This window comes from Paenibacillus taichungensis, from assembly GCF_050994985.1.
GTDB classification, from domain to species: domain Bacteria; phylum Bacillota; class Bacilli; order Paenibacillales; family Paenibacillaceae; genus Paenibacillus; species Paenibacillus taichungensis.
Genome location: NZ_CP194720.1, coordinates 1,649,179 through 1,663,500, shown reverse-complemented (window position 1 = coordinate 1,663,500; position 14,322 = coordinate 1,649,179). Strand labels below are relative to the sequence as shown.

The window sequence follows — 14,322 nt, the reverse complement described above, 5'->3', positions numbered from 1 at the left end:
TCATCCTCCTTTACGACTCGCGTTCTGCTGGTTTATCCAGTCTTATGCTGAAGTTTGGTCAATGTGCGGACAACCAGCTCCCTGTTCTTGGCGTTCTTAATATAAGCGGGAATGGAATGTGAAGCCGTCTTCAAAGGTACATTTCCAGGTTTCACGCGCAAATCAGCCGAAATATATGAGATCAGATAGTTTAAATGCTCCCGATTAACAGCCCATACCACCTTACCTCTAACATAATCCAGAAAGTACAATTCCATATCAAACACAGGGTCGCGTCCATCCCGTATATCGGGATAACACCCTTGAAACGCTGGCTTTTTATGTAATTCGACATGATTAATAGTCCCACAGTGCGGGCATTCGATATGTGACGATTTGTGAGTTATCTTTTTCTCATCCGTCACTTCAACATTGAACCAGCGCTCACACCGGATGCAATTGTTCTTGGCATTGTACTGATATTCTGTCTCTTGAATTCCATGAGCATAACATTGCGAACATTTCCATGCTAGATGATCTTCTTCTAAGATGATAAAGGCGTGCCCGCTGCATTGTTTACATCTCACAACGACCTGCTCTCCCCGGCGAAGAACAGCGTAGAAGCTGTATTTATAAGCCCCTTCATCCTCGAAACGTTTCATTTTCAATCCCTGCCTTTCCCCTGCATGAAGGTAATCGCTAAAAGCAATCACTCAGCATTTCCCAGTTGTTCTACCTAAAATTATATGTAACTCCAGTGATTAGCACAAGAAAACACAACGTAAAAAAGAGCACCTTATTCCAGATCATTATCTGAAAGGTACTCTTCTCCCCATTTAACTCAAGGAATCAAAGATCAAGTAAAAGCGATACTAGCAATCCCATCGAAGCGATAAAACCTACTACCGGCCCACCTTCTTCGAACGCTTCCGGCATCATGGTGGAGCAGATCATTGCAATAATGCCTCCTCCGGCAAATGCCCCAATAGCCGCGGCCATCTCATCAGGAAGCTGCTCCAGGAACAGGTATCCTCCCAATGCTGCAAGTGCAGAGATGATCAGTACACCCAGCCACAAGAGAATAATCTTGGAGCGGGAGTATTTATTACGTTGAAGTCCAACCGTACTGGACAGACCCTCCGGAATATTACTCACAAAGATAGAAACAACCAACACCACACTGACACCGTTCCCGGCGAGTAGACTGGCCCCCAGCATGATTGATTCAGGAATAGCATCCATGACCGTCCCTGCAAAAATACCAAGTCCGCTCTGGCTGGAATCTCCCTTCCCGGCAATTTCCGAACGCTTGCGCCCTGCTCCCCCTTTACTGGAAATGAGCAAATCGAACAGCGTGTACACGACGGCCCCTGAGGTAAATCCAATGGCCGTCGGCACAATCCCCCCATCATTCAGGGCATCCCCAATTAATTCAAATGCGGCTGCACCAATCAGGGTCCCTGTACCAAAAGCCATGATCCAGCCAATAACTCGTTTCGGAATTTTCAGAAACAGCGCAGCAAGTGCTCCTATGACAACAGCCGAGGCGGAGATGCAGCCCCACATGAATGCAGTCCACATCCGGGATGACCCCTCTCATGTTCATATATGATCTATCACTCCATTAACCGGAGCATAGACAACAAAAACAGGGGACATGACCAGATTAATATAAAACCGCTAACTTTAAACCATCATTTTGCGTAGTGAAGATATATATCTTGAACGAATGACGAAGAAATAGAAGGTCTGTGCCAGCAAAAATGCACCAAACACGGTTAATACCGGAACAGTATAATTCGTGATACCGAATTCAGTTAGAAACGGCTTAACAACAACGAGCGTTTCAACAATTGAGATCAGGATTGGGAAGAAAAAGAGAACCGCGATCTGAATTGTGGATGATCGTTTCATCTCCTGAAAACTGAGACCCATTTTAGACAAGGAATGCACCATTTTCCCATCTGCCTCCAGATCCGTGTGCAGCCTGAAATAGAGAAAGCTGGCTGAGGAGATCGAGAAGATCAGTCCGATGAATATCCCCAAAAAGGTAAAGAGTGCCGTTGTCTGTCTGAATTCTTCGAAGTCAGCATATCGCGTCGTGAAAAAACCTGAAAAATCTTTATCATTAGAGTTATTCCTAATAATCTCATCCATGCCCTTCAGCCGATCACTTACCATCACTTCAGATGATTGCCGATCGGGCACCGATCCCCCCCATGAAGGGATATGATAAAGATATTTACCGGAAACAGCATCTTTGTCCAATGGTCCGGTAAGAGCTTTAAACTCTTCATCACTTACAATAACTAGGGCTGATGTATACAGAAGTCCGTTGAATTCCGGTTCATTTTCAGTATATTTAATGTCGAGTGTAACAGGCCCTGAATTCATATCCAGCGTTAACTGATCGCCCTTGGCATAGGAACGAAATCGTTCTTCATGTCGAGGCTTCTCCACATTGCGTGAATCAATGAATATACTGGAATGAGCTGAGAGCGTATAGGTCGGTTTGTTCTGGATTGTGTTGAACTGGTTGAAATCACTTAGAGACATCACACTGATGCCGCTATCATCCGTACTTGTCCAAAAATATTCCAGATAAGCATTCTGATATTGAAGACCGGCAGCGTCAAGAACCTCATTGACGGGTGCCATGTTAGGTTCTTCCGATGCACTGTACACGTTATAACGGATCGGAAAATGATTGTCTCTAAATACTTGTCGATTCTGTTGATCCAGCGACAAAATGACCACTGCACTCATGGAAGCAACCGCAATAACCACCGTCACCATAAACAGCATGCGTGCGTTATCTTTTATTTTGTAACTCATCTCAGAAATCCATAGCAAGCGTGTACCATGCCACACCCGTTTGCGGTTACGTTTCAACAGACGAATACCCAGCACGGAAAGCTGCGAGTAAAAAAAATACGTACCTGCAATGCCTGTCACAGCAGCGATCAGAATACTCTCACTCGACAAACTACCGTAAAGCGCAAGGAATCCCGTAGCCAGAAACGCAAGCCCGAGAATAGAGAATATCCAAGATGCTTTAGGTTCCTTCTTGGGTTTGCTCGAACCCGTAAGCAGCTCCAATGCTCGCTTATTCCCGATAAAGACCAATGTAAACAGGGAAATGCAAAAGAACAGTACTAAAAAAGCAATCACCGTAATCAACATGGCCTTCACAGGGAAATAAAAAGGCAGATCCTCCATACCGATAAATCGGGTGGTTAACATCAGGAACAGCTTGGATAATAACATGCCTCCACCTATTCCAGCCACAATGGACAGACATCCGATAAACATATTTTCCAGAATGACCAGCCTTCGAATCTGTCCTGGTTCTGCGCCCAAGATGGTTAGAATACCGAATTCCTTGTTCCGTGATTTCAGAAATGCACTAATGGAATACATAACAAAGAAGATCGCGAAAACGTATACGATGACGGAGGCAACCTGCATTCCCGCTGCCGTAGTCTTGCCAATCGGCAATTTCTCAACAAACGGATGATAGATAAACATTGCATACGCGAAGAATATCATGACCATGAATGCACTACTTAGGAAAAAGGCGATGTACGCTCGCCCGTTTCGGCGAATGTTATTAAAGGCGAACTGAGGAAAGCTCATGCGAATTCCCTCCCCAGAAGGATAATGTATCAATAATCCGTTGAAAGAACGTCTGGCGGTTATCTCCACGATGCACTTCGGCTGCGAGCTTGCCATCCTTGATAAACACAATCCGATGGCAATAACTTGCGGCAAGTGGATCATGCGTGACCAGCATAATCGTTGTTTTCTCTTGCTGGTTGATCTGTTCAAGCGATTCCATTACCGCTTGAGATGAGGTGGAGTCCAATGCACCAGTCGGCTCATCGGCCAGTACAATGGATGGCATATTAATCATGGCCCTGGCAATGGCTGTACGCTGCCGCTGTCCACCCGAGATTTCATAAATGCGTTTATCCAGAATATGATCAATTCCAAGGTGAGTGGTAATCCGATTGAGTCTGCTCTCCATCTCCTTCAGCTTGACTTTGTCCAGCGTCAAGGGGAGTACTATATTTTCAGCAACGGTCAAGGTATCGAGCAGATTAAAATCCTGAAATACAAACCCGAGTTCCCTGCGTCGGAACATGGCAAGTTCTTTCTTTTTCATATCAAACGGATTCATGCCATTAATCAGCACCTTGCCTGAACTTGGTTCATCAATGGTCGAGACCATATTGAGCAACGTCGTTTTTCCACTTCCCGATGGTCCCATAATCCCTACAAATTCACCCTGCTTGATGGTCAGATGAATATCACTAAGGGCTTGAGTCTGCACTTTGCCCTGATACACTTTGTTTAGTGCCGAAACTTGTAACATTTCCATGGTGTTTCCCCTCCAACTAAACTATGCTTTCTTTTCATATCCTTATCCTAAACGACCTCCTACAACCCTGCTATCGATTTACCTTAAACTTTCCTTACACAGCGTTTAAGGTTATGTTCCCCCTTCTTCCTATTCCATAAAAAAAGCACTTCGCCCATAGGCAAAGCACTTCTATTTTCGATTCATCCAGCTGAATCGGACCAATGTTCCTTCATCCGGTTTGGAGAACAATTCAATCTGGTTACCCAAACGTGCACTGATCTCACGGACCAGGTATAGTCCCATCCCTGTAGATTCATGATACTGTCTTCCCCGCTCTCCGGTGAAGTAAGGATTAAACACACGTTGAATATCTTCAGCCGATATGCCGATACCCTGATCCTGAATATCTAATACGATTCGTTCTTCCTTCATATAGGCAGTAATCATGACTTTTTTTCCTGATTTGCTATCTGAGTAATTGACGGCATTGGTCAAAATCTGGGTTAACATGAACCGCAACCATTTGGAGTCACTATAAACTAGAAGTTCGTTGTCCATTTGGATATCCGGCGTAATTCCTCTGCGAATAAACAAACGTCGATTCTCAGCTACGCTGCTTCGAACCACCTCGGGTAGAGACAAAAGCTCTACGCGAAAATCCCCTTCGAACTGTTCCAGACGTGAAGAATGAAGTACCATTTCCAACCCTTTGCGCATTTTATCCAGCTCATCCTGTATACTGCCTGCAGTTTTATCATCATCCACATCTTCCAGGGTCAACTGAATAATGGACAAGGGTGTCTTCATCTGATGGACCCAACGATTCATGAATACAACCTGCTGCTCACTATGCATGCGCAATTGCCCCATCTCATGCTGACGGTTACGCTCCAGTTCATGCATCAATTCCTGTAAACAATTAGCCACAGGGGCATTACCAAGTGATTGGAAAGGCTCCTGTGCCAGCCGTTGTGGCTGCTGGAGCACACGGTAATATGGATGAAGCTGGAAATAACGTACGGTCAGATACACGAGCAATACCACTGTACTCAGAAACATGCCATAAAGTACAATTTTCATGGGGCGATCCTCACCTGAAAGCCAATATACACATGGGACAAGCAGCATCTGCAGCAAATAAAATCCGATGAGGGGTAGCTGATCTCTTAAGAACAGTTTCATTGTCGGTCCTCTTGGACAGGTGACTCCAAATCAAGCAATCGGTAGCCCGCTCCGCGAACAGTTTCCAAAACCTCTTCAGCTCCCAGATCCTTCAGCTTGCGGCGAACACGAGTAATGTACACATTCAACGTATTATCATCAATAAAATGCTGATCTTCCCACATCAGTTCGAGCAAACGCTCACGGCCCACTACCCGGCCTGCCTTGGCCATCAGTGCCTCGACCAATACGGATTCCTTCTGTGTCAGCTCCACGGAACGACCATCGAACTCCAGTACATATCTTTCGGGGTACAGCAGCATAGAGCCATTTTTCACTTTCATTTCTGGTTGAACAGCTGCATACATCCCATATGCCCTACGCAGGTGACTACGAACTTTAGCAAGTACGACCTCATATTGAAAAGGCTTCGTAATATAATCATCCGCCCCATGCTCCAGCGCCATAACCTGATCCATGCCACTGTCACGAGCCGAAATAAATAGAATGGGACATATGGAATGCGAACGGATCTGTCTACACCAGTAGTAGCCATCAAATTGAGGCAGATTTACATCCATCAATACCAAATCCGGACCGAACTGCATGAATTCATCCAGAACATGACGGAAATCTGCCACAATCTGCATTTGAAAACCATTTCGGATCAGATATTCACCCAGCAATCCTGCGAGCTTGGCATCATCTTCAACCAGCAATATCGATTGCATCGTCAACCTTCTTTCCGTTCCCTGACATATCTTCTACATCTAGTTTACCATTCTAGTCAAAAACGGATTGGAAATAAAGGATCAGACCACCAAACGTCCACGTTTCTCTGCCAAGCCAATGGTCGCCTCCACTCCGGAATTAAATTCGAGAAAGTCCTGTTCTACCCCGTCACTGAAAATAACACCGTCCTCCGGCATCTGGGAGACAATCTGCAAAGGCTGTTTTGGATGAATCTGTCCAAACACGAGATTGGCTGCAGTCGTCCGGCTAGGGAAGGGTTCACGTACAGTAAAATACAGATAAGGCGCATCCCAGCCAAAGTGATTCATGTCGCTCATGCTCCCCTGTGCAGATGCTGTCGCGGCGATATGTGCTTCTGAATAACCTTTCCCTCTAGGGTTCGAGTTTGAATGAGAGCTTCTACTGTCTCTATCGGGGATGAACGCTTCACCCAATTGGATGTGCAGCCATGCTTCCGAGCCCATGACTCCAGCAGCACCTGCCAGCACACTTTTGAACCAGCCCGTCGATCCCATTCCCGTGGATACAATTACTCCGCTGGAGGATTGTTGTTCTACCGATGAACCCATGCGAACTTCATAACGAGCAGATACATGCGTCTTTCTACCAATGAACAGATCGTTGACGCCATAAAGATACTGCCCATCATTCAGCTCCACTTTGGCCAACGTCACTTCTTTCAGGGAGCGGCGTTTACGAATAACATCAGGAATTATGAAGCTCAGATCCTCTACCGTAAATGGCAGCAATACCCCGTCCCAACGCATGGGGTCAGGATTCACACCAATGAGCGGCTGCTCGGTTACATACTTGAGCGTATTGGCAACAAGTCCATCCTGTCCGATTACTACCACAATGTCCTGTGCTCCAAAAATAAAGTTGGGCACATGTTCCCGATCAATAGTCTGAACCCGGCCCAGTTGGCTGAGCTGCTGCTGGGCCTGCTTCACGGAATGATGATAACGTCTGTCCTCCTCCAGGTAATCACTGAAGTCTGCTCCCAGGCGTTCGATATAGAACTGGGCTTGTTGGACCGTGTTATAACGGACCACCAATTCTTCCAGCCTCGTTCTGCGTTTGACCAGAATCAACTTGTATTCGGTCATAGGTTCTCCTCCCGCAGTGTGTGCAGCTTCAGACTGGCTTGCCTTCCCAAGTCTCATCGTGCCCGACCTCCCTGCTGCTCTCTTGTCGGTGGATTCATCAATCCTTGCAGCAGATCAGGTGAAATGTTAAGCTGTCCAATTTTCCCGGCATTCTCAGCCAGCTCCTGGAATGCAAGGGCAATCAGTTTATCCGAGTTCATACCCATGTTAGCCATCGCCTGTAGCACGCTAGGTTCCACCTGTTGTAACGAGTTCATCACGGCAGCAATTTCATAGGCTTTGGCATCAGCTTCGGCATTCTGATTGGCAATCGTTAATTCTATAAGCTGTTGTTTCCGTTCCTCCATCGCCGTATTGAATTGAAGCTGTTCCTGTTCCATCTCATTCTGTTTCTGTTTCACTGAGCGCTCGGCATGTAATTGCGTTTCTCGAATCTGCTGTTTCTTCGTCTCAACGGCAATTTCCGTGTTTAGTTCGTTCTCCTTCACTTTCCGCTCCTGTTCAATGGATGCATTACGACGTACATACAGCGCTTCGTCGGCTTGGCGTAAAATCTCTTCCCGCGCTTGTGCTTCCAGTGCACGCATCGTCTCTTTATTAGGCAAAATAGCCAGAATGGATAAACTCATCAGTTCTACGCCCAATTTCTCCAGTTCCTCACTCTGCACCACTTCCCGTTTCATGCTGCTAGCCAGCCGTTCACTCGATTGAATGGCTTCCTTCAGGGGCATTTGCTCCAGATGTTTTTTGGTCAGAACTTTGGCGGTCGTAATTACACGTTGATCCAACTTGCCAGGATCGTCGGAGATATATCTGTTTTTGCGCAAATTGTACGTGTAGTTCAAGCTTTGGGTGATTTTCATATAATCAACGATACGATAACTCAGTTGACCCTGAACCGTAACTGTTTGATAATCGGCTGTTATTTCTTCGAACATAAAGGGCACATCCACCGAAGATACAGGCAGAACCACCACCGATGTCGTCGGCTCATAATAGTAGAAAGACAAACCTACACCTTGACGTTGCACCTGCCCATTCTTCACTTTCATTACGTACTCACTGGGTTGAAACTTCACGAATCGGAATCCAAACATCGCTCATTCCCCATTTCTTAATATTGTCGTTTTGATATTATCGAAATGATAACAAATAACTTCGATATTGTCAATATGACATTAACAACTTTTTTTGCTTTTATATCAAAAAAAGACCTACCTTAGGCAGAAGCCTTAAAGCAGGTCGATTTTCTATAATTATAGTCAGTAATGACAACTCATTATGGGTTAAGTTATGCGAGGCGCTAGCCTATATTAGAAGTCATCACCTCGTTAAACAACGTTCATCATTTATTTGTTTTGTTCAGCGCTCTTCAAGATCAGATCAACAAACAAATCAATCTGGGCAGTAATGGCGATTGGATCATATCGATAGAATGTGTCAAAATCATTCTCGAAGAATCGGTGATTCTTCACCGCATCCAGCCCATTCCATACTTTGGACTGTTTGAATTCCTTCAGCGCTTCGCCTTTTTTCTCAGGATCGTACACCGTCATGAACATGTAATCAGTAGCATATTCAGGCAATACTTCGAGCGATAGCTGCACGGTCTGATTGTCTTTGCTCACTTTGCTAGGCATTTTCAGCTTCAAAGCATTGTATACAACTTGTCCGCCCCGGCCTGCGTTGTCGCCAAAGATCCATAGATCTCCTTTGTCCGTCAACTCGTATAATCCAGCGGTCGTATTTTCGTCCACGATGCCTTTCAGCTTCTCGCGTCCTGCTGCCGCCTTTTTCTCATAATCGGCAATGAACGCCTTCGCCTGATCAGGTTGACCAATCAAATCACCAAATAGCTCCACGGTCTTGTAGATATCTGTCGCTGTACCATATGGGATATGCACAGTTGGTGCGATTTTGGATAGTTCCTCGTAGTTATCATCATACATGACAACGATCAAGTCAGGCTGTAATTCCAGCGTCTTCTCCACGTTCACCGGATAACCCACATCTGTGGTGTCTTTCAGCTTGTCCTTAATGAACGGGTTATCAAAGGCACTTGGCTCTACACCAATTAAGTTACCGCCTACAGACAGAATCTCGCCCCCGTAGTAATCGGTCACGATGCGTTTCGGGTGTGCAGGAATGGTAACCGTCCCTTTATCCGTCTCATATTCACGTGTTTCACTTTCCGCTGATTCATTCTGAGCTGTATCGGTTCCAGTGGATTCCTGATTCTCAGTCGTCTGTCCTGAGCCGCTCCCCGTTTCATCCGTTGTCTTTCCTGCATTTCCGCAACCCGCAAGAACTAGCGTAAACACAATAAATAACGTGCAAATGGAAAGAATCGATTTGGATTTAAACATAAACATGATGCCCCCTATAATTCAACACTTTTATGATAATGGTAATCATTATCATTGGAATCATAGCAGAATTGATTACTAACTGTCTACCATTTTAATTGAAGTCCATAAACATAGGGATCGAGTCAGAAAGACCCGATCCCTATATCATATATACACTTAAAATTTATAAATCTGCTCCATCATTCTGGCTACAGCGACTGCACCCTGTGCACGATTAGCATGCAGTTTAGGCGCAAACGAGCCATCTGCCATTCCTTTAAGCAGGCCTTGCTCCTGCATCGCTGCAACAGCTTGTTTTGCATATTCAGCGATATCTGCGTTGTCATTAAATGTGGTGCTGTTGGTTGTTGTATCAACGGTTGTACTGGTGTTCTGCTTCATGACCTGTACCGCACGGTTTAACATTACCGCCATGTCCTCACGGGTAATACGTTCATTTGCTGCAAACGAACCGTCTGCTCGGCCTTGCACGATTCCCATCTCCAAACCAAGACGTACGGAATCTGAATACCACTGATCATTCTTCACATCCATTGGAGCTGAAGTGGATGTATCCGGCAAACGTGATTCTCCAATCCCCTTCATGATCATTTGCAGAAATTGTGCACGTGTCAGTTCTGCTTGCGGACTGAATCGGGTATCTGTCATGCCTGAAATGATTCCTTTTCCATACAGATTCTGAATCTCTTTAATGGCCCAGGAGTAGGATTGCAAATCATTCAACGGCACCTGCACTTCAGTAATCACGAAACGGCCTGATTGAAGCGGCTTGAAAGCAAGACTTTGGGTCATTTCATCATATTGAGTAAAGGTTACCGGTTTCATTTCACCATTTGGCAAAAGGGATTGGATAGCCAGCACATTGTCTTCTGCATTTGAATTTTGCACATTAGACATCGCTATTTCAATGGATCTGTCAGTCCACTGTAACAGCTGTCCGTTTAACAAGAGATCCACGCTGACCACCACGTTGCGGTTACCGATGGCTTCCTGTTGCGCTTCAGACAGATTGGCTGTGGAGTCTTCGGTTAGAATGACATCCATTGTATCCCAATCTTCATTACGAGCATCCTTCAATAAATTTAACGGGATACGGACAGATGTCTGTTTCATGACGAGCTCCAGCGACTGTAATGCCTGAGTACGTGCCCATTCCTGAAGTTGATTTGCATTGAGCTGGAAGGTCACAGCCTTTGTATCCTTGGGAACATCTGCAATCAAGGTTAGCTTTTTGCTGCCTGCTCCCATTCCTTCAATCATTTGAGACAACTGTTTCATCTCAGGTTGAATCACATAGGTGCCCGCTCCGGTACTTGTCCCTTTGAATGTAATGGAACCACTTTCTCCTGGATTACCGGATTCGACAGGTGGCGTTACAGGAGGATTGCCGGAATTCTGGGATGATCCAGGCGTGGAAGGCTCTGCAGGTTGACCTGGCTGTGATGGCTGACCCGGGGTCAGCTCTTGCCGTACAAGCTGACTAACCGCCTCTTTCAATGCGTTATCCGCAGCACTGATTTCCTGTGCGCTGGCTTCTGCATCATCCATAAGCACATGAGCAAACGACAATGCCTGTGCAAACACATTCCAGCTTGCGGCCGTGTAATTACTTTGATGCAGCTTCGCAGCGGAATTCACTGTAGTCTCCAGGGCAGATTTGTCAGCCGGGAACATGCCATAAGCTTCAAAATCCATAAAGCCTACCCACTGAGAACCAGCGGTAATGGTCAGTTTAATATAACGTGCCTCCGTGCCTGCGGGCAGGATATGTCTTGGACTGGTGGATACAACCACATCACTTGTTGTATCCACGACTTTGACAAAGTTCTTGTTATCGTTGGATACTTCGATCTTGTATTTAATGCCTCCACTCCACATGGACATTTCCAGCTTACGGATCACAGCGGTCGCCCCCAGATCCACTTGCCACCAACTATCCACACTTTGGTCTGTTCCCCATGAAGTAGTGGGGTCGCTGTCAATCGCTCCCCCAGGCGAGTTGTCTTTTCCACCACCAGTACCGGCACTGCTTGATGCGGTAGCTGTTTTACCTGTTGTTAATGCCTCCAGTAAAACAAGGTTGTTATGGGCTTTCTGAAGTATTGTCAGAGCCTCCTGCACTTCCGATTGTATGGCATCCTGCTTGTCTCTGACCGTGATTGCCGATAACAATGCCGCTTTCAGGTTTGCCCAGCTTCGCTGAGTATACGAAGATTCGGTCAGCTGCTGGATTTCACCGATAAACTGTGTCAGCTCCGTTTTGTCTACGTTGGACAACCCATGGATGGCTGCTTCCACTTGTTTTGCTGCTGTATTCACTTCGGTCTGGGTGGCTCTTGGATCTGTCATAACCTGTTCTGCACGAGTAAGAGCCTTGGTCAGAACAGCCCATGTTGCAGCAGACCAATCCGCTTGTTTATATGTTTTGGCTTCGGCAATGATTGCCTCGAGACCGTTCCGATTCGCCGCTATAACATCAAGCTGCTGCATAACCTCATGAAGAGCGGCAGTCGCAGCGTCCGTATCCTGTTGGGTTATACCACCAGATGTATAAGCCAATTTGTACGTATTCTCAGCTGCTGCAATGGCTGGAGCGAGTGTGGTCCAGCTTTCAGATGTAAAATCACTGGATTCCAGCGCCTTTGCACGTGTAATCGCTGCCGACAGCTCTTTCCGATCTGCGGGCAGATTGTCCAGGCCGCGTTTGTACACATCCAGCGATGGCAGGGCACGCCCTTCATACGAGTAACCGCCATTCGCCGGATATTCGTCATAATCGAACATGGCGTGATTCTCCCATGCGTCTCCCTCGGAAGCAATCCAGCCTACATTGGCCGCAATCCATGCAGGCTCCCAATAGAAGAACCCCGCTCCCTTCTGATTTGGAACTTGTGAGATCATGTCCATAATGCCTGCAATCGCATCATATTGTCCCTGCACAGTTGCCGGGAAGGTAGCACCTCCCACATTCAGCGTTTCCGGATTGCCAATAATATTGCCGTGAGCGTCCCCGTTTTTATACGAGAAAGGGTAGGACGTCTCAGCGATAATGACTTCTTTTCCATATTTCGCGGATACCTCATTCATCGTTTTGCGCACATCTGCGAATGTTCCGTGCCAGAATGGATAATAGGAAAGGCCGATAATATCGTACTCCAAATGACGTTTCTGCAATTCACCGAAGTACCAGTCAAATGTATCGGCTTTCCCCCCTTCAGCCAGATGGATCATGATTTGAACCTGATCTCCGCCTTGGATACTTCGAACGCCATCCACTCCTCGCTGAAGTAAGGCAACGTTCTCATCAAAGTCGACATTACTCTTCAATCCGTTTAACACGCCGCTGTTGATTTCGTTACCGATCTGTACCATATCGGGCATCGCGCCCGCATTCTTCATCTCGCTTACCACTTCACGCGTGTAATCATATACAGCGGTCTTCAGTTCATCAAATGAAAGGTTTTCCCAGGCCTTCGGACGAAGCTGTTGACCGGGATGCGCCCATTCATCGGAATAATGGAAGTCGAGCAGGATCTTCATGCCTTTCTCTTTTACCCGCTGGGCCAGACGAATCACATCTTCTTTGTCGTTGTACCCATTGGATTTCTGTGGATCATTCCACAGTCGAAGCCGCACATAGTTCACGCCACGATCTTTGAGAATATCGAGCAGATCGCGTTCTGCTCCATTGCTGTCCAGATAATAACCTCCATTATCCTCAATGGCTGTTAACGTGGAAATATCCACCCCTCTGACAAAATCACTGCGATATCCTTCTACCGTAACGGTAGCTTCAGGTTGAATGGGAGCCCCATATACATCACCCGTAACGGTAAAGCTGCCTGCTGATGCATATTGTGAAGGGGCAACTTCCTCCCATGCCACCGGGACAAGGCCCGATTTCCCGTTCTGGTAATGTGCCATGACTTTTGCTGGCAGAACAGGAGCAGTACGACTTACGGTAGACACGTTGACTGGATCATATTTCACGATGTCTGCCGGGTTCCGTACCTCTTCCTCTCCCCAGATTTGAAACTCGGAAATGCCAGGCCACCAGTCGGTACCAGCATAATAAGGAATCGTGACCTTCACATACTGAACCGCATCTGCCTGAAAATCCAGATTGACCTGTGATTCCGCTTTATCGTTGGCAGAGTGATCTGCCACAGATGTCCATGTATTTCCGTCCTCAGAAACTTCAACCAAAAACTTCACAACCTCGTTTTCATCCTTCCACTTTAGTTCCGCACCGGAAAGGTTGTATGAAGCCCCCAAGTTTACCGTCAGCCAATGCGGTTGATCTACTGAAGTAGGACTGTCCGCACTCCATTTTGTATTTCCATTGCCATCCACCGCTTTTTCTTTATAGCCCTCCCATTGTAGATCTTCTGAACTGACCGTAACCGCCTTATTCAGCGCAACGTTTACTTTCGCCGCTGCCGCTGCGGGCCGAACTACCAGACCCAAATCACAGAACAACATCAGTAATACGAGACAGCCGCTTATGTATCTTTTGTGCACGCTTGATCTCCCCCTTATCATTTGTTTGGTCACCTTTGAACAATGAATGTTGTAAATCATTATCATTGTA

10 protein-coding genes are annotated in these 14,322 nt (G+C 46.3%); all 10 read right to left on the bottom strand.

Features of this window, described 5'->3' with window-relative positions; translation table 11 throughout:
- Positions 1 to 32 precede the first annotated feature (32 nt).
- The gene (locus ACR1R9_RS07675) at positions 33 to 641 is read right to left on the bottom strand and encodes a hypothetical protein (RefSeq protein ID WP_175382508.1); all 609 of its coding nucleotides are present in this window, start codon (positions 639 to 641) and stop codon (positions 33 to 35) included.
- A gap of 187 nt (positions 642 to 828) precedes the next feature.
- Positions 829 to 1,560, bottom strand: coding sequence for a ZIP family metal transporter (locus tag ACR1R9_RS07670; protein ID WP_246318105.1), 732 nt, complete (start codon positions 1,558 to 1,560; stop codon positions 829 to 831).
- 105 nt (positions 1,561 to 1,665) lie between these two features.
- A complete protein-coding gene (locus ACR1R9_RS07665; RefSeq protein ID WP_175382437.1) occupies positions 1,666 to 3,615 on the bottom strand; it encodes an ABC transporter permease in 1,950 nt (649 codons plus the stop codon).
- Positions 3,590 to 4,360, bottom strand: a complete 771-nt coding sequence (locus ACR1R9_RS07660; protein WP_076289013.1) for an ABC transporter ATP-binding protein — start codon at positions 4,358 to 4,360, stop codon at positions 3,590 to 3,592. Before ACR1R9_RS07660 ends, ACR1R9_RS07665 begins: the two co-directional genes overlap by 26 nt.
- A gap of 171 nt (positions 4,361 to 4,531) precedes the next feature.
- On the bottom strand, positions 4,532 to 5,524 hold the full coding sequence (locus ACR1R9_RS07655) for a sensor histidine kinase (RefSeq protein ID WP_326065700.1): 993 nt from the start codon (positions 5,522 to 5,524) through the stop codon (positions 4,532 to 4,534).
- Positions 5,521 to 6,234 (bottom strand): response regulator transcription factor, encoded by a 714-nt coding sequence (locus ACR1R9_RS07650; protein WP_326065701.1) that lies wholly within the window; start codon positions 6,232 to 6,234, stop codon positions 5,521 to 5,523. The genes ACR1R9_RS07655 and ACR1R9_RS07650 overlap by 4 nt, the downstream gene beginning before the upstream one ends.
- Positions 6,235 to 6,315: 81 nt before the next feature.
- On the bottom strand, positions 6,316 to 7,419 hold the full coding sequence (locus ACR1R9_RS07645) for a sugar kinase (RefSeq protein ID WP_433921417.1): 1,104 nt from the start codon (positions 7,417 to 7,419) through the stop codon (positions 6,316 to 6,318).
- Positions 7,416 to 8,459 carry an SPFH domain-containing protein gene (locus tag ACR1R9_RS07640; RefSeq protein ID WP_076289010.1) on the bottom strand — a complete coding sequence of 348 codons (1,044 nt, stop codon included), beginning with the start codon at positions 8,457 to 8,459 and terminating at the stop codon, positions 7,416 to 7,418. Before ACR1R9_RS07640 ends, ACR1R9_RS07645 begins: the two co-directional genes overlap by 4 nt.
- A gap of 252 nt (positions 8,460 to 8,711) precedes the next feature.
- On the bottom strand, positions 8,712 to 9,728 hold the full coding sequence (locus ACR1R9_RS07635; protein WP_326065704.1) for an iron-hydroxamate ABC transporter substrate-binding protein: 1,017 nt from the start codon (positions 9,726 to 9,728) through the stop codon (positions 8,712 to 8,714).
- 159 nt (positions 9,729 to 9,887) lie between these two features.
- Complete coding sequence (locus ACR1R9_RS07630; protein WP_433921418.1) at positions 9,888 to 14,252, bottom strand: glycosyl hydrolase 53 family protein; 4,365 nt, start codon at positions 14,250 to 14,252, stop codon at positions 9,888 to 9,890.
- Positions 14,253 to 14,322 lie beyond the last annotated feature (70 nt).

Coding starts and splice junctions, on each gene's coding strand:
- ACR1R9_RS07675 (WP_175382508.1), bottom strand. CDS start 641: ATGAAACGTTTCGAGGATGAAGGGGCTTATAAATACAGCTTCTACGCT.
- ACR1R9_RS07670 (WP_246318105.1), bottom strand. CDS start 1,560: ATGTGGACTGCATTCATGTGGGGCTGCATCTCCGCCTCGGCTGTTGTC.
- ACR1R9_RS07665 (WP_175382437.1), bottom strand. CDS start 3,615: ATGAGCTTTCCTCAGTTCGCCTTTAATAACATTCGCCGAAACGGGCGA.
- ACR1R9_RS07660 (WP_076289013.1), bottom strand. CDS start 4,360: ATGGAAATGTTACAAGTTTCGGCACTAAACAAAGTGTATCAGGGCAAA.
- ACR1R9_RS07655 (WP_326065700.1), bottom strand. CDS start 5,524: ATGAAACTGTTCTTAAGAGATCAGCTACCCCTCATCGGATTTTATTTG.
- ACR1R9_RS07650 (WP_326065701.1), bottom strand. CDS start 6,234: ATGCAATCGATATTGCTGGTTGAAGATGATGCCAAGCTCGCAGGATTG.
- ACR1R9_RS07645 (WP_433921417.1), bottom strand. CDS start 7,419: ATGAGACTTGGGAAGGCAAGCCAGTCTGAAGCTGCACACACTGCGGGA.
- ACR1R9_RS07640 (WP_076289010.1), bottom strand. CDS start 8,459: ATGTTTGGATTCCGATTCGTGAAGTTTCAACCCAGTGAGTACGTAATG.
- ACR1R9_RS07635 (WP_326065704.1), bottom strand. CDS start 9,728: ATGTTTAAATCCAAATCGATTCTTTCCATTTGCACGTTATTTATTGTG.